This window comes from Burkholderia sp. BE17 (genome assembly GCF_009362305.1).
In the GTDB taxonomy this organism is placed as follows: domain Bacteria; phylum Pseudomonadota; class Gammaproteobacteria; order Burkholderiales; family Burkholderiaceae; genus Burkholderia; species Burkholderia pyrrocinia_C.
This window is the reverse complement of the sequence record NZ_WHNU01000081.1, coordinates 1-14,724: the sequence shown is the minus strand read 5'-3', so window position 1 is coordinate 14,724 and position 14,724 is coordinate 1. Positions and strand designations below refer to the sequence as shown.

Genomic DNA, 14,724 nt, shown 5'->3' with positions numbered 1-14,724 from the left:
CCGCTTGGGCGAACGGGACTGTCGAATCGATCACAACCGATATTCTGATGGGCAATCGCGATTCGCTGTCTGGTGTCGTGGAGGCCGGCCCGTTGCCACCCGCGTTGATCGCACTGCTTCATGCCACCGGCTGGGTTCCGTACGCGGCCGGGATGGGGAATGCCTTAGCCGGCCGCAACGTTGCGGGGACGGTGGCGGGTTTGTTTGCCGGTTCGGTGGTCGGCAGCCACGCGGCCAACATTGCGATGACCGCGTTGTTCGGCGCCATGCAAACGCAAGTCGAGAGCAGCCTGGCAAGCGAGATTAAGCGACACCGCGATCTCGAAGTTACCGTGAACGCGGTGTTGCGTGGGCTGAGCCTCGATGGCCAGGCAAGCCTGTCGGAGCGTGCGAAGGCCGTTGCTGCATATCGATTGCGGCGTGAGGCGCTGCAGGAGGCTGGCACGGTGATGCGAGATTTTGCCGAGGGTGACGGTAAAGCCGTGATGAAACGTTATGTGCGGGAAGTCCGCTTGTGGTGGAGTTCTGCGTCGACAGGTCAGAAGGCTGCGCTGGCGGCGGCGGCGGCCGTGCCATCGATCGCGATCGGTGTTGCGGGCGTGGCTCTGGGGGGGGCGGTGGCCGGTGCCGTGGCGGTGTCGCTCGGGGCACTGGGCACGGCGGTGGGATTGCGGCGGCTATGGTCGGCGATTGCGCCGGCGCTGGGCATGAGCAAGATCCGCAAGGCGGTGCGCCAAGAGATGACCCGGTACCGCCTGCAAGTTGCCCTCGACACGGCTGGCGCGGGTCTGGGTGAGGATCGGCCGCGCTACGTGATCGGCGCCGACGCTGTCTCGGTCATGGAGGCGGGGGCGGCGCGTTCTGCGACCCCGGAAGTGGTGAAACTGCTGGACGATACGTTGAGAGACATGCCTGATGCCGCTGCGAGTCAGGTCGCGAAGCGTTTTGCGATGGAGCTCGACACGCGCAAGCAGCGTCTGCACGAAGATGAAATCCTGTTGACGACACCCAACCTGCAAGAGGTGCGGACGCGGGCCGGAGAGGCATTCAACGAGGAGGCCGCAAGATCCTGCATAGAGAGGGCGCAACGCATGCTGTCCGAACAGGTTGGGCGTGCCACGACGGTCGACGGTTTTTCTCGAAAATGGGTGGGTGCTACCCCGCCTGCAGCATGATCCCCAGGTGTCTTCGATCCTCTAGCTTTGTCAAATTGAGCGGTGCAAATGAAGCCAGTGCTGAATTTGTTGGCATCCTGATTAAGATGCGGTGTCAACGGAAGTCCATTGCTGCCACATTGCAATCCGTGCGGCGAGCTGTGAACGATGGCGCGTGGCGCTCATCTGGTGCCGCGGCAGAGCGAAGTGCTGACGTGTGCGATTCATCGACACTGTTTCAACTAGCATGAAGCGATGGACGGAGAGATCGCCGTGCGATTGCGTTGGGTGCGCATGTATCATGAGACCAGCAATCATCCGCCGCCCGAGGATGCGATCGAACAGCGAATTGAGGAGTGGCAGTTCGACTACAACTGGCGGCGTCCGCACGGCTCGCTTGGCGGTAAAGCGCCCGTCGATCGTATCGCGGAGGAGGCGGAAAGAGCCTACGGCGAAACGAAAGAGCGAATTCGGCACCGCGAATGGCGCGTCGACAAGACCCTTGCCGACCACCACGCAACGAAAACGGCGCGCTAAGAAGTGAAACGATGTCCGTGAATCGCACATATGAGGCGGCATTGGCTTGCACGCTACAAGCAGCCGGGTTGCGTGTGGCGGTGATCAACCCGCGCACGGCTGACTTCGCTCGTGCGATGCAGCCAGCTTGAGCCTATCCGAACTTTTGTGTGTGAGGCATAAACTGATGGCCAAGGAGCCACGTTATGCCACGCAAACGCAAGGAAGAAGTGACGGTAGAACCGGGCAAGGGCTTGAACCTGGACCCGGAACTCATCAAGCAACTGGTGCCCGGAACGCTGGATCGGGCTACGATCAACGAGCAACTCGCGGCGCTCAAGAAGGCGATCTTCGAGCGTGTGCTGGGCGGCGAACTGACCCATCACCTCGGTTACGAGAAGGGTGAAGCCAAGCCGGCGGGCCGCACGAACCACCGCAACGGCACCAGCCGTAAGCGCATCGCGACCGACGACGATCTGCTCGACGTCGAGATTCCGCGCGACCGGGAAGGCACGTTTGATCCAGTGCTGATCGCCAAGGGCGAGCGACGCTTCACGGGCTTCGACGACAAGATCATCGCGATGTACGCACGCGGCATGAGCGTGCGGGAGATTCAGGGTTTCTTGCTGGAGATGTACGGCATCGAGGTGTCGCCGGAATTCATCAGCACGGTGACCGACGCCGTGATCGACGAAGTGCGCGAGTGGCAGCAGCGGCCGCTCGAGCCGATGTACCCGGTCGTGTTCTTCGACGCCTTGCGCGTCAAGATCCGCGACGAGGGCGTGGTGCGCAACAAGGCGATCTACCTTGCGCTGGGCGTGCGCCGCGACGGCACACGCGACGTGCTGGGCCTCTGGATCGAGCAGACCGAGGGCGCCAAGTTCTGGCTGCGGGTGGTCAACGACCTGAAGCTGCGCGGCGTGCAGGACATTCTGATCGCCGTGGTCGACGGCCTGAAGGGCTTCCCGGAAGCGATCAACACGGTGTTCCCGGAAACGACGGTCCAGACCTGCATCGTGCATCTGATCCGGAACTCGCTGGATTTCGCCAGTTGGAAGGACCGGAAATCGGTCGCGGCGGCGCTCAAGGAAGTCTATCGGGCACCGTCGGCCGAAGCGGCCGCCGTGGCGCTGGACGCGTTCGATACGAGCCCGTGGGGTACGAAATACCTTGCCGCGCTCTGGCGCCGGGCCTGGGATCAGGTCATTCCGTTCTACGCCTTCGCGCCTGACATCCGGAAAATTGTATATACGACCAACGCGATCGAGTCGCTGCACATGCAGCTTCGAAAGATCATCAAGGCGCGCGGCCACTTCCCGTCGGACGAGGCCGCGCTCAAACTGATCTGGCTGGCGCTGCGCAACGTCGTGGCCAAGTGGACCGGCTCTCGGCACGATTGGAAGAGCGCGATGACGCAGTTCGCGCTGCTTTACCCGGAACGATTCAACATTGGAATCTGAATCTCAACCCGCCTCACACACGAAATTCCGGATACCTCCGCCAGCTCGCCGAATTCGCCGCCGTACTTGCCCAACGCCCTGACTGCGAGCGCTTCGTGCGTCCGCTGAGCGATCCCGCACGGCAAGACCTGGCGGCTCTGGTCACCCGTCGACACCAACTTGTGGCCATGGGATTCTCCGAGCGTCAACGCCTGCGCCTAGCTCGTCCGGTCACACGCCCGAGCATCCAAGCGCTGCTCGAAGCCATTGCCTGTCAGCTTGACGAAGTCGACGCCAAGGCGCTCAGTCATGTCGAGCGGCACCGCGCCGTCCTGTCGAAGCTGTTGCACGAACTGGCGGGCGTCGGCCGCGTCGCCGCGACGACCTTGATTGCCGAATTGCCTGAACTGAGTCATCTCGATCGGCGCGCAAATCTGTGCCCTGGTCGGTGCCAAGGATTCTGGTCCCATAAGAGGTCGTAGGCGCATTGCCGGCGGGCGCTTCGAGGTACGGCGCGCTATACATGGCAACGCTCACCGCGACTCGATTCAATCCGCCCGTCCGCGCCTTCTACGAACGCTCGGTGGCAGCCGGCAAATTCAAGAAAGTGGCCTTGATCGCGTGCATGCGCAAGCTCATTACCCACCTCAATGCCATCGCCCGTATCCACCAGAATGCCCAAAATCACCCCCTGACAGCTTGACATTTAACACGGTTACGTTGCTCCGGATCGCTGCGTCGCTTGGCATGGCGATAGTACGTCGACGGCACGATCGGCAACCTCCCGTTCCTATTGGGAAAATTGCCTCCGAAACATTAACACCCGTTTGTGTCCAGGATTTCTAGAGCAGATCACCGGACGGCTCGCGCCCAGCACTTCATCCGAGTACCGCGTCCCGGTGGGATTCCTTACTTTTCTTTCGTTTTCCATGCTTCGAACGCCCGTCACAGCCAAGAACAGAAGTCTCCTACATTCCCGGAGCGATTCATGGTGGAGGTGTCGCATTTCAGATTTGAGGTCGCCAGTTCATGGTGGGGAGGCGGGAGATTGGATTGTTCTAGCTTGGGGCGGCGACCCGATATAATTGCTCATGAATGCATCGCAGACAATTTTGGACCGTAACCTTGACAACATGAAATTCCTGATCGAGCAGGATGTGGTTTTCGACAGCGAGCGCATGACGTTGAGCAGAGGTAACGCGTCGACGTCGCTGACCGTCAACGAGACGGTATTGCTGAGCCTGCTGATCGATGGTATAGCCAGCAAGCAGGCAATTATGAGCCGGATCTGGGAGCAGAAAGGCATCGTCGTGACCGACGCGAGCTATCACCAGCTTGTCCGCGCGTTGCGTGTGAAGCTCGGCGAACAAGAGGTCGACGCCGCATTGATCAAGACGCTACCGAGGCGCGGCCTTCAGTTCGTCGGCAAGGTGACGCCGCTTGGCGAACCGGAGCCCGCCGCCGCAACGGTGGCGGAGCCGCCCGACGCCGGTTCATCCGACGACAATCCGTCCGACAGAGAACGGTCTGTCGCTGTTTCGTGTGACGAAACTAGCGCAGCCGAGTCGCATGACATGCCGGTTCAACAGACGGCATTGCAGTTTCCGGGGCATCGTCGCAGGGTCGTACGCATCGCGGCTGGGAGCGTGCTCGTGGCATGGGCCGCAGTGCTCGTAGGACTGACTTTTTGGCCGCGCGACACGGTTTTTACGTTTCATTACAGGCAGACGGTCAACGGCATCCATTACTACTCGACCGGGCAGATGCAGCAATCAGCGTTGCTGAAGACGATCGGCGTGACACCGCCGCCCGGGAGCCATGTTTACCAGATCGAACGCGGAAAAAGCAATTGGCTGGCCGTGTGCCCGCAATCCATCTATCAGTCCCCCGAGCTATGCAACACCTATTTCGTCGAACAGACGCCCTGATGGCGATTGCGGCTGTCGCGCTGAGCGGCTGGACCGTTTGGTGGTACTCCAGCGCTGGCGATCGCGTGGCGACGCCGAGCGGTCAGTGTGTGATGCATCAAACGCGCTATCTAGTTAATCCTGCAGGCGTGACACGCCAAGCCATATTGGCGACGGCCTATTGGCCCAATGCGGGTCACGTGCGGGTGTGGGGATGCTACCAACTCGACAGCACGGATCTGTCGATCGACCGCAGCGGCAAGCTGAGCACGACGTTTTCGGAGGGCGGGGCCAGGCTTTGCCATGTCGACCAGATCCACTTTTCCGCAGCCGATTCGGCGTCCAATACGACGGTGCCGGCGGTGCTCCCCGCGGCGGGCGGCGAGATTGATCTGCACTTCAGCAGGATCAATGCGCGCGCGTGGATCGTCACGAGCGGTCGCGATCATGTCGGCTTGTGTATCAGCCAGTAGCTGGACGTTTTCGTTGGCGAGCGCCATGCATCGCGCGGCACCGGCAGGTGGAGTTCGTGCGTTGCTGTTCCGTGCCGGACTCACCAGCCCCCTGAACTGTCGGGTGTCGGATTGGCGGCGGGATCGTCCGGATCAGGAAACAGGATCTGCTGTTTCAGTTCGGACACCAGCCACTGAATCATCGCGTTGTCGAGATTCGAGACATCGCCATGCGTCGTCCGTCCGGTCTTCGATACGTCGTTATCGGCACGGGACAAAGCGGGAATCGGTTGCATTGATTTCTCCACGAGCTGGGTTGTCGAAAGGATTGGGATCTGGCACATCGCTCTCGTCGGCATGCTGTGCCGTCGCGATCAGCGCATCCGCTGTCGCGTCCGGAGCGAACTCGAAAATGTCGTCGCCTGCCTCGACCACGAACGCGGGCCGGTCGGAGATCGCGACCTCGACCATCGGATACGCGTCCGCCAGACGCCGGCGCAGTTCGGGCACGAGTTGTCGCGCGCGTCCAGGAACCGTCACGCGCAGGCGGCTACCGGTCGGGCGCCGCTCGGCGAGCGCGGTTGCGAGCGGCAGCAGCAGCGCGGGATCGTGGAGGAACTGCAGCAGCGCGCGTCGGACCTCGCTGGCAATCGCGTCGTAGCGGCTCGCACACGCCTGGGCTGCTCGCGCCTGCTGCTGCGCGATGCCGATGACGGCCGCGGCGAATCCAGCGTCGTAGCCGGCCGCAGCGGCGGCGTCCCGGTAGCGTTGAGCGTCGCGGACGAGGCATGCGGCCTGGCGCTTCGCCTCTGCCACGATGCGTTCTGAGCGCAGGGCCGGTTGCAACGCGGCGCGTTTTATCAGGACGCCGGCGATCGGTTCAACCTTGTCAGCCGATAGGCGGCGTGTTGGTAGTGAGGAATTCGTCATGGTCCACTGCGCGAAGCAGCGCGAGTGCGCGCCCGGCGTACATGCCTGACGTCGAGTTCAAGGCACATGCGATATCGGTGCGATCCGCATGCGGGAATAACAGCGGCAGCCGTTGCCGCAGCGCGCCCGGCAGCCGCGCGAGCAGCGGGGCTAGCATGTTCAGGCCTGCAAGTACCGGTGCGACGTCGCTGGACTCGTGTGGGCCCCGCACGGCAAGGCTCGCGGCGAGCGGGGCGCACAGGAAGCGCTGCGCGCCGGTGTCGAGTCGCGCGTAGCGCCCCATTTCGATCAGCTTTGCCCGCTGTCGCCGGGCGCCGAGCAAGAAGCAGGCGCGCGGCAGGATCGACCAGCGGTCGATGCATCGCCGCAAGGCCGGTACTTCGAGCCAGGCCGGGTCGATCCCGGTGGTGAGCCGATGGTGCAGGATCAGCTGTTGGTTTGCCAGGCAGGCGGGCAGGCGGGTCAGATCCAACTCGCCGATCGTCCGATAGTCGTCGTGAGCGTATGAGATCGGACCGTACATGACAGCCATCAAAGCCTGTCGCGTCATGGGCGCGAGCCCCTGTCGGCACTTGACTTGCTGTCATCGGACGCGAGCGGTTCGGGAGCTGACCGCCGCCGGCGCAGCAGCGCCCACGCAATGCCAGTGACCCCGGTAAGCCCAGCGCCGACCAGCGCGAACATCGGCCATGACAGCCACGACAGAGCTACTGGGAGATCCGGGCTGGCAGCTGGCGCCGGGAGGAACAGCGGTGTAGCAGGGTTGAGAATGACCGAAATGTCGTCGTCGCTCGCATTCGTGAAGCTGTTCCTGACAAAACGCTTGACCTTGCTGATCAGAATCGCCTCGTCGACGTCGTTGCGGTAGGTGATTAGCACCGATGCATGCATCGGTGTCGACGTGTCGTTGCGATTCGGCGACTGCCACGGATAGCTGACCTGGACCCGGGCGCTGACGACGTTACGCAGGCCGGCGAGATTCTGTTCGAGCCGTTGTTCGACAGCCGACAGCAGTCGCGCGCGCTCGGCGAGCGGCGATGAGACGAGCGCGTCGGCCGGAAACGCCTGAGCGATTTGCATCGGGGCATTCGATGGCAAGTGGTATTGCCGCAGCAGGTCGACTGCCATCGGGAAGTCGCGCGGAGCAACGTCGATTCTGAAGCCCTGCTTGTCCTGATCCGACTTCTGTGCGGACAGGCCGTGTGCCTGAAGCACCGCGACGGCCTCGTTCGCCTGCATTTCTGTCAGATTCTTCAGCAACTCCTGCTGCTTGCACGAGCAGAGCAGCAGAGCGACCAGCGGCAGGATGAGTATGCCAGTACGTCGCATCGCGTCACTGGGCCTTTATGAGTGTTTCGACCATCGAGGTGGCTTTGTGCGCGAAGCTGCTGATCAGCGAGATGTCAATGCCATAGTCGGAGAGCCGGGTCTGGAGCTGGGCCAGTTGTTCCGGGTCCGACATCTTTTTTGGCGACGCGAGTCGCGCCGCGATGTCGTCGATCGCGGCGCTCGCATGGGCATTGGCCTCGGTGACGGCCCGCGCAAGGAGTGTGTCGAGCGTGGCTGGCGATGCGGATGGAGAGACCGACGCGAGGTCGGGCTGCTGCGGCGTCAGGGTGAGATGGGTGATGTGCATGATTGTAGGTTCGAGGTCGCGGACGCGGCGCCGCACATGACGGACCGCGTTCGATGCAATGTGGGAACGCTCAGCGGAAGTTCGAGATCGTGTTTGCAGCTATCTCCTTCATCGTCTTGACCGAGGCGCTCTGCGCGTTTCGATAAAGGTTGTACTCGGACATGACGGCCTGATATTGCGCGAGGGCGGTTGGATCGCTGGGATTCTTCGACAGTGCCTCTTGGGCGGCCTTTAGCTGATCGTTCAGGTCCTGGACGCCAGTGTCGAAATTTTTGCTGATATCCATCAGAAAGCCGCTCCATGTGGCGGCGAGCGGATTGGCTTCGCTCATCGTAGTAATGCTCCTGAAACAGGGGTGGGGAAATACCAGGACGTCGGGTTCAGCAGGACATAGCTGTGCTCGCCATCGAGGTAGGATTTCCCGTTCAGCCGGGTCGAATGCGGCGCGATGCGGAAACTGACGCGGCGTATGCCCCATCGTTCGCTGAACGTGTGGATCAGCGATTGAAGCGGAATCAGTTCCGCATCGCCGGGAAATTGGATCTCGAAGGTCGTCCCGCTTTGCCGGGCAAGCGCGCGGTACGACAGGCCCAGTGTATCGAGCGCATCGCGTGCGTCGCGATCGATGGCCTCGCGGACCACCTCGGTAATCCGGACTGAGCGGACGTACGGCGCGGCTGCGATCAGCACATTGCGCGCGCGTTCCGGAAGGTCCGGCCCGAATTTGCGGTCCATGATCAACTGCGGATCGGCCGGCGTGTCGAGTCGCAATGTGACGCTGTCGATGCCAGCATCATCGAGCCTCGATTCGAGTCGGCGGCGTTCGTCCTCGACCGTGACGATGGTGACCGCCGGCGCCGACAAGTTTCGCAGCGCCTCGCGGTTCCAGTCGGCGCCCTCGCGAGATCCGCTCAGGACATACAGCTTGCCGTCGGTGCCGGTGAGCACTGTGTTGATCACGGGGGCGCGCGCTAGCAAGCCCGTCACGCGAGCGAGGCCGGCGGGCGTGATACGAGGTGCTGGACGCGGCATGGCTGGCTCGGAATGGCCGGAGACGGGATGCGCCGGGGCCTGCCGCTTCGCAAACCAGATGATGCCTGCGGACGCGATCGCGAGCGTGCCGACGAGGAATGCGATCCACCACGCCACCATGCGGCCAATGCGTCGCGCGCCGCGAAGAGGCTTCGATGTATCGGTATCGGTATCGGTTTCGGTCGGCACGCCGGAATATGTGGCGATCGCTTCGGACCAGACGGCGTCGCTCGATTTCACAGCAAACGCAATGCCGCCGAATTGGCAAACCGAATTGAATGGCACGGTGCGCGTCTGAATCGACCCGGATTCGACACCGATGAATTCGACTGAGATTTCATCCGTTTCGATATTGAGGGAGGCATTAGTCCGCGGTGTCGAATGTGAATCGTGACGGATGCGAAAACTGAATTTGCTATTCGCGCATGGAATGTATATGGCATCGCTTGAAAGATTCAACGCGTGCTCGGCGGAGTCGGGGGGCGGATGTAATATCGGGTCGCCGACTATAAATAATGTTTCCTGACCTGAAATAGAAATGTCTACGCCGAAAAGCGGCCCAAACAGAATTCTGAGAGTCAGGGCCGGAAGGTCCGGGCTGATTTTTTCCATCGATTGGTTGTGCAAGAAAACTGAGGTCACATTGGCAGGCGCGTCGAATTGGCCGGCATCGGAGTGATTTTGTCCTAACTGCCTAATGGGGCGCCCCGTCGACGGCTTGGTGCGACCGTTGCCCATTCTACGACTCTTTCCAGGTAAGGGAATCCTGGATTCCTGAAAAATATCTGAATCAAACTGATCTGGTTATGAACGATCACCGTAAGGAATTGCATTTTCATGATGTGCTCTGAAAATTTGCATATTTCGTTGATTCGCGTGATCGAAGGGGATAATCTAGGGCGAAGCCGTGGTTGCGCGGGTGTTTCTTCGTCTTGAATATTTTAGTTGGTAGTTTGGCTGGTTTTGCGGGGATTTCGCAATTAGCATTTGTTTTGCTGCTTCTCTATTGATATCGATGGCGAGTAATGATCTGATATTTACCGGCCATGGCGCGGCATTAGGAGTGTGGGGTGGAATGAGGTGTCTTCGATGATCATTTTAGTTTCAGGTAATTCCGAAATTGCGCTTTGCGGTGCGGGGCAGCAGTTCGAGCGAATTCCAATATGGCGGGCGACAAAATGCCTGGCATTTCTCGACAACGTCGGTCGTATCGACAGCGTGTCACTCAATTCCGGCGTCGCGTCACCGGAATATCTGGCGTTCGATATGCCGGACGGACTGGCCGAAACCAGCTTCGAGAAATGGATGCTGTCCCGGGCGGTCGCCGGCGAACCGGACACGACGGGTGTGCTGGCATTCCTGCGCGAACAGGAAAGCTACCGGCTCGTTTGCTTTCTGTTGAGCGAATACCCGCAATTGCGGTCGGTCGCGGCGCTGGCTGCGCGATATGGCGTGTCCGAGTCCCATTTTCGGCGCCTCGGCCATCAGGCGCTCGGACGCAGCGTGAAGCGGGAGCTTCGGGAATGGCGCGCCGCGTGGGCGGTGCTGGATCTGATCGACGGGCGCGACAGCCTGACCAAGGTCGCGATGAACCACGGCTTTGCCTCGTCATCGCATTTTTCCCGCGAAATCAAGGATTTATTCGGTATGCCGCCACGCCGGTTCCGAACCGTTTGCTCAGGACATTGATTGCATGAAGATGAAGAGGTTGAACATTGTGCGCATCACATGCGTGCTCGCGCTAGCGAGTGTCGCAGGCACCGCATCGGCTACTTCCGCTACCGCTGATGCTGCATCTGCGGCATCGACTGTACTGACTGCAGCGACGGCTTCGGCCGAGTCGCCAGGGGCCGACAAGCCGGTAGCGGCAGGCGGGCGCGAGCCATCGCGCTTCGTTGCGCACGAGGCCAGCATGACGGTGCTGCTCGACGCGCTGTCGGGCGGCCTGCACCGGCCGATCGTCGCCAGCGACAAGGTCCGTCGCAAGCGCGTGACGGGTGAGTTCGACCTGACTCGACCGCGTCGGTTACTTGCGACGCTCAGCGCCAGCCTGTCGCTGCTCTGGTACGACGACGGCGCTTCGATCTACGTGTATGACAACTCCGAGATCAAGAACGCGCTGATCTCGATGCAGCATGCAACTGCGCAGGATCTGCGCGACTTTCTGTCCCAGGCGCGGCTGTCCGATCCGGCTTTCCCGGTCAGGGGCGACGGCGCTGGCAGCGTCTGCTATGTTGCGGGTGCGCCGGTCTATGTGAATCTCGTGGTAGCCGCCGCGCGCTACCTGGATTCGATCCGCGCGAGCGGCGGTGCTGAGGACCAGGTCGTCCGCGTGGTGCCATTGCACAACAGCTTCGTCGTCGATCGGCAGTTCATGCTGCGAGATCGGCCGGTCGATATTCCCGGCATGGCGACTGTGCTCGGGCGCGTCTTCGGACGCGCGGGCAACATCCCCGCCGTTGCCGCGCCGACGCTTGCTGTGGCGGCCCCGCCTCAAACCGGACCCGCGTCAGGCGCGGCCGCGTCCAATGCGTTGTTTTCCCCAAGCTTGCCATTGCCGGCGCCGTTTTCTTCGGGAGCTACCTCTGCGGCGGCGGGCGCGGCGCATGAACCGGCCACGCCGGCGCCGGGCATCGTGCTTCCGTCGGCCGACGGGGTGCGAGCGATTGCGAATCCCGAGACCAACAGCGTCGTGCTGGTCGGTTCCCGAGACAAGGTGAGGGACACGGAGTCGCTGATTCGTTCGCTCGACGTCGCGAAGCGACAGATCGAATTGTCGCTGTGGATCATCGATATCAAGAAAAGCCGTCTTGATCAGTTGGGTGTCGATTGGCAAGGGGCGCTCTCGGCACCGGGCTTGGGCATCGGTCTCAATACGGCCGGCAGCGACACCGCCACGCTCGACGGCGCAAGGTTTCTCGCTTCGGTCCGAGCGCTTGGCCAGACGGGCGATGCCACGATCGTTTCGCGTCCGATTGTGTTGACGCAGGAGAACGTGCCCGCGATTTTCGACAGCTACCGGACCTTTTACGCGCGTCTCGTCGGTGAACGCACGGCACAGCTCGAGCACGTCAGCTACGGCACGCTCGTCAGCGTGCTGCCGCGCCTGTCGGGCGATGCCTCGAAGGTCGAGATGATCGTCAATATCGAGGATGGCAACGCCGATGGCGCAACGAAGGACGGTCAAATCACCGTATCAGACAACTCGATGCCAGTGGTCAACCGAACCGTGATCAACACTGTTGCTCGGGTGCCGTCTGACAAGAGCCTGTTGATTGGCGGCAACACGCACGACGACGTCACGCGCCATACGTATCGGATTCCCGGGCTTGCCAACATTCCCCTCATCGGTGGCCTGTTTCGGGGCCACAGCGAGCGACACGAACAGGTCGCGCGCGTGTTCCTGATTCAGCCGAAACTGCTCACCGCCGACACGAGTTGGGACGGCGGCAGCGCGTGGGAACCGGGCGGCGTTGCGGCAAATCCGGCGCTGGCCGCCACGGTCCAGATGCTGCAGCACTACATCAAGGCGGCGCAATGACGATCGCGGATCGTGGATTGTTCGTCATGCCGCACCGCGGCCACCCGCGCTCCGCGGCGCCCGCCGGACGGCTCGACGCGGCCCCGTCGCCGGATGTTGCGGTTGCCGACGAGCCCGATGCGAGCAGCGCCAGCGATTCGCCGGCGGTGGACTTCGAGGAGGCGTCTGCCGATGCCGGCGTGCAGTTTCGTCGCGTATCCGAGGCCGAGCGCCGCAGCCGGCGCAACGAGCCCATCGAGTGCATTCTCGACGGCGATGCGGAGGAAAAGCTCGATGGGCTCGTCGCGCTGCTAGCCGGTGTGAAGCGCGGCGGTGTGATCGCGAGCGCCGCCGACTTGTTACGCGAGGCGCGCTGGCGGTTTCACGACGGCAGTGATCTGCAACTCGCGCTGCGTGAACTGCGCCGTCGTCGTCTCGATGCAGGCGCCGACGTCGCGTTTGTCGACGAGGCGATCGAGACCTGTTTCGCCGATGGCAACCCGACGCACATCAAAGCCGGGATCAATGCGGCGCTGAAGGCGAGGATCTTCGGCGCGCAACTGCGACTGGACCCGCGCCAGCTGCGCGATCTGTATCGCCAGTTTCTGGAGTTCGAAGGCGCATGCGTGTTCGTCTACGAGGACTGGATCGAGCGTTTTGGCGCGCCGCGTCGCCGGCGCATTCTCGATTATGTCCGGGCGGCGCTCGGTTATGACATGCGCTCGCTCGATCCGAGCTATGGCGATCCGAGGGCATTCGGGCCGCGACTGAAGACCTTGAATATGACGCGCATGCTGACATCGGCCGACACGGCGTTTGTCGCGATCGTCACGCAGGCACCAGATGCGTCGTCACCGGGGATCGACGAGGCGTCGGCACTGTCGTTGATGCTTGGCGGCCTGCAGCAGCCGTATGCATTGCCGCAGACGCTTTCGCATACCGCCGGCGTCTGGCTCGATACGCTGACACCGGTGCGACGTTCTCAATGGCTGCAGCGCGTGCGTCGCGCGTTCGCCGGTATTCCGGCCGAACTATACGGTGACGACGAGGCACGCAGCGCGTTGATCGAGTCGCTTGAAACGCTGATCGGCTCATCGTACGTAGCCGAGCGCCGGCAGATGGCCGCAACATGCGGCGGAGGATTGACGTGAATGTGATCGACTTGCGCGGTACGCGACCGCTGTTGAACACGCTGGCCGGCACGATGCGCGCGCGCCCTGAATTCGTCGTGCTCGGCGTGATGGTGGTGGTGGTCGCGATGCTGATCGTGCCGTTGCCGCCCGCGTTGCTCGATGTGCTGATCGCGCTCAATATCGTGACCGCGCTGATCGTGCTCATCGGGTCGTTCTATATCGTCGATATTCTCGAGTTCTCGAGCTTTCCGTCGGTTCTCCTGATCACGACACTGTTCCGGCTTGCGTTGACGATCAGCACGAGCCGGATGATCCTGCTCACCGGCGACGGCGGACAGATTATCGCGACCTTCGGCGAATACGTGATCGGTGAGAACGTCGTGGTTGGACTCGTCGTCTTCGCGATTGTGACAGTCGTGCAGTTCATTGTGATCACGAAGGGTTCGGAGCGCGTTGCCGAGGTCGCGGCTCGCTTCTCGCTCGATGCGATGCCGGGCAAGCAGATGAGTATCGACAGCGACCTGCGGGCCGGCATCATCGATTCCGACGGCGTGGCCGTGCGCCGCGCCGCGCTGGCGCGCGAAAGCCAACTCTACGGCGCATTCGACGGCGCGATGAAGTTTATCAAGGGCGATGCGATTGCCGGGATCATCGTGATCTTCGTCAATCTGATTGGCGGGATGGCGATCGGTATATTGCAGCGCGGCATGCCGGCCTCGCAGGCATTGACGACCTACACGATCCTGTCGGTAGGCGACGGGCTTGTATCGCAGATTCCCGCCCTGCTGATCTCGATTAGCGCAGGCTTCATGGTGACGCATGTCAGCGGGGCGGACCGCAACCTCGGCGCGCACATCGTCGGTGAACTGCTGTCGAAACCATTGGTCCTCGTCGTCAGCTCCGTGCTCGCAATCGGCATTGGCCTGATGCCAGGCTTCCCGCTGCTGGTATTCCTGTCGATCGCAGCCGTGCTCGGCGGTCTGGCAGCCTATCGCCGCTATGGTG

At 62.0% G+C, this 14,724-nt stretch carries 14 protein-coding genes and 3 pseudogenes; 10 read left to right on the top strand and 7 right to left on the bottom strand.

Features of this window, described 5'->3' with window-relative positions; translation table 11 throughout:
• The 6 genes and pseudogenes from GD429_RS39290 to GD429_RS39265 all read left to right on the top strand — a co-directional run.
• A pseudogene (locus GD429_RS39290) lies at positions 1-1,175 on the top strand (hypothetical protein); the annotation flags it as partial.
• 291 nt (positions 1,176-1,466) lie between these two features.
• Positions 1,467-1,670, top strand: a pseudogene (locus GD429_RS39285) (integrase core domain-containing protein); the annotation flags it as partial.
• A gap of 206 nt (positions 1,671-1,876) precedes the next feature.
• Positions 1,877-3,130: an IS256 family transposase gene (locus GD429_RS39280; RefSeq protein WP_152865497.1), complete on the top strand. Its 1,254-nt coding sequence runs from the start codon at positions 1,877-1,879 to the stop codon at positions 3,128-3,130.
• A gap of 44 nt (positions 3,131-3,174) precedes the next feature.
• Positions 3,175-3,812 (top strand): annotated as a pseudogene (locus GD429_RS39275) (transposase); the annotation flags it as partial.
• A 388-nt stretch (positions 3,813-4,200) separates the two neighbouring features.
• A complete protein-coding gene (locus GD429_RS39270) occupies positions 4,201-5,037 on the top strand; it encodes a transcriptional regulator (RefSeq protein WP_227792210.1) in 837 nt (278 codons plus the stop codon).
• Positions 5,037-5,489 carry a hypothetical protein gene (locus GD429_RS39265; protein ID WP_152865495.1) on the top strand — a complete coding sequence of 151 codons (453 nt, stop codon included), beginning with the start codon at positions 5,037-5,039 and terminating at the stop codon, positions 5,487-5,489. The genes GD429_RS39270 and GD429_RS39265 overlap by 1 nt, the downstream gene beginning before the upstream one ends.
• Before the next feature lie 80 nt (positions 5,490-5,569).
• Here the strand turns inward: GD429_RS39265 and GD429_RS39260 are convergent, their stop codons facing one another.
• From GD429_RS39260 to GD429_RS39230, 7 genes are all read right to left on the bottom strand, one after another.
• Complete coding sequence (locus GD429_RS39260) at positions 5,570-5,764, bottom strand: hypothetical protein (RefSeq protein ID WP_152865493.1); 195 nt, start codon at positions 5,762-5,764, stop codon at positions 5,570-5,572.
• The gene (locus GD429_RS39255) at positions 5,730-6,398 is read right to left on the bottom strand and encodes an HrpE/YscL family type III secretion apparatus protein (RefSeq protein ID WP_152865491.1); all 669 of its coding nucleotides are present in this window, start codon (positions 6,396-6,398) and stop codon (positions 5,730-5,732) included. Before GD429_RS39255 ends, GD429_RS39260 begins: the two co-directional genes overlap by 35 nt.
• Positions 6,358-6,921, bottom strand: a complete 564-nt coding sequence (locus GD429_RS39250) for a type III secretion apparatus protein OrgA/MxiK (RefSeq protein WP_193727346.1) — start codon at positions 6,919-6,921, stop codon at positions 6,358-6,360. Before GD429_RS39250 ends, GD429_RS39255 begins: the two co-directional genes overlap by 41 nt.
• A gap of 23 nt (positions 6,922-6,944) precedes the next feature.
• Entirely contained in the window at positions 6,945-7,727 is a 783-nt protein-coding gene (gene sctJ / locus GD429_RS39245) for a type III secretion system inner membrane ring lipoprotein SctJ (protein WP_152865487.1), read from the bottom strand.
• A gap of 4 nt (positions 7,728-7,731) precedes the next feature.
• Positions 7,732-8,034 carry a type III secretion system inner rod subunit SctI gene (sctI, locus tag GD429_RS39240; RefSeq protein ID WP_193727344.1) on the bottom strand — a complete coding sequence of 101 codons (303 nt, stop codon included), beginning with the start codon at positions 8,032-8,034 and terminating at the stop codon, positions 7,732-7,734.
• A gap of 70 nt (positions 8,035-8,104) precedes the next feature.
• Complete coding sequence (locus GD429_RS39235) at positions 8,105-8,365, bottom strand: type III secretion system needle complex protein (RefSeq protein ID WP_152865485.1); 261 nt, start codon at positions 8,363-8,365, stop codon at positions 8,105-8,107.
• The gene (locus GD429_RS39230; RefSeq protein ID WP_152865483.1) at positions 8,362-9,804 is read right to left on the bottom strand and encodes a PrgH/EprH family type III secretion apparatus protein; all 1,443 of its coding nucleotides are present in this window, start codon (positions 9,802-9,804) and stop codon (positions 8,362-8,364) included. The genes GD429_RS39235 and GD429_RS39230 overlap by 4 nt, the downstream gene beginning before the upstream one ends.
• A gap of 351 nt (positions 9,805-10,155) precedes the next feature.
• Here GD429_RS39230 and GD429_RS39225 point away from each other — a divergent pair, with 351 nt between their 5' ends.
• The 4 genes from GD429_RS39225 to GD429_RS39210 all read left to right on the top strand — a co-directional run.
• Positions 10,156-10,755: a helix-turn-helix domain-containing protein gene (locus tag GD429_RS39225; protein ID WP_152865481.1), complete on the top strand. Its 600-nt coding sequence runs from the start codon at positions 10,156-10,158 to the stop codon at positions 10,753-10,755.
• Positions 10,756-10,765: 10 nt separating this feature from the next.
• Positions 10,766-12,607 carry a type III secretion system outer membrane ring subunit SctC gene (sctC, locus tag GD429_RS39220; RefSeq protein WP_152865502.1) on the top strand — a complete coding sequence of 614 codons (1,842 nt, stop codon included), beginning with the start codon at positions 10,766-10,768 and terminating at the stop codon, positions 12,605-12,607.
• Positions 12,523-13,737: a type III secretion system gatekeeper subunit SctW gene (gene sctW / locus GD429_RS39215; RefSeq protein WP_321575139.1), complete on the top strand. Its 1,215-nt coding sequence runs from the start codon at positions 12,523-12,525 to the stop codon at positions 13,735-13,737. Before sctC ends, sctW begins: the two co-directional genes overlap by 85 nt.
• Positions 13,738-13,880: 143 nt before the next feature.
• On the top strand, positions 13,881-14,724 hold an 844-nt coding region (locus tag GD429_RS39210; RefSeq protein ID WP_321575140.1), incomplete at its 3' end, for an FHIPEP family type III secretion protein.

What these genes read in the sequence shown, in the direction of transcription:
- sctJ (WP_152865487.1), bottom strand. Translation starts at nt 7,727, where the DNA reads ATGCGACGTACTGGCATACTCATCCTGCCGCTGGTCGCTCTGCTGCTC.
- GD429_RS39260 (WP_152865493.1), bottom strand. Translation starts at nt 5,764, where the DNA reads ATGCAACCGATTCCCGCTTTGTCCCGTGCCGATAACGACGTATCGAAG.
- sctC (WP_152865502.1), top strand. Translation starts at nt 10,766, where the DNA reads ATGAAGAGGTTGAACATTGTGCGCATCACATGCGTGCTCGCGCTAGCG.
- GD429_RS39255 (WP_152865491.1), bottom strand. Translation starts at nt 6,398, where the DNA reads ATGACGAATTCCTCACTACCAACACGCCGCCTATCGGCTGACAAGGTT.
- GD429_RS39280 (WP_152865497.1), top strand. Translation starts at nt 1,877, where the DNA reads ATGCCACGCAAACGCAAGGAAGAAGTGACGGTAGAACCGGGCAAGGGC.
- GD429_RS39270 (WP_227792210.1), top strand. Translation starts at nt 4,201, where the DNA reads ATGAATGCATCGCAGACAATTTTGGACCGTAACCTTGACAACATGAAA.
- GD429_RS39265 (WP_152865495.1), top strand. Translation starts at nt 5,037, where the DNA reads ATGGCGATTGCGGCTGTCGCGCTGAGCGGCTGGACCGTTTGGTGGTAC.
- sctI (WP_193727344.1), bottom strand. Translation starts at nt 8,034, where the DNA reads ATGCACATCACCCATCTCACCCTGACGCCGCAGCAGCCCGACCTCGCG.
- GD429_RS39235 (WP_152865485.1), bottom strand. Translation starts at nt 8,365, where the DNA reads ATGAGCGAAGCCAATCCGCTCGCCGCCACATGGAGCGGCTTTCTGATG.
- GD429_RS39225 (WP_152865481.1), top strand. Translation starts at nt 10,156, where the DNA reads ATGATCATTTTAGTTTCAGGTAATTCCGAAATTGCGCTTTGCGGTGCG.
- GD429_RS39230 (WP_152865483.1), bottom strand. Translation starts at nt 9,804, where the DNA reads ATGGGCAACGGTCGCACCAAGCCGTCGACGGGGCGCCCCATTAGGCAG.
- GD429_RS39250 (WP_193727346.1), bottom strand. Translation starts at nt 6,921, where the DNA reads ATGTACGGTCCGATCTCATACGCTCACGACGACTATCGGACGATCGGC.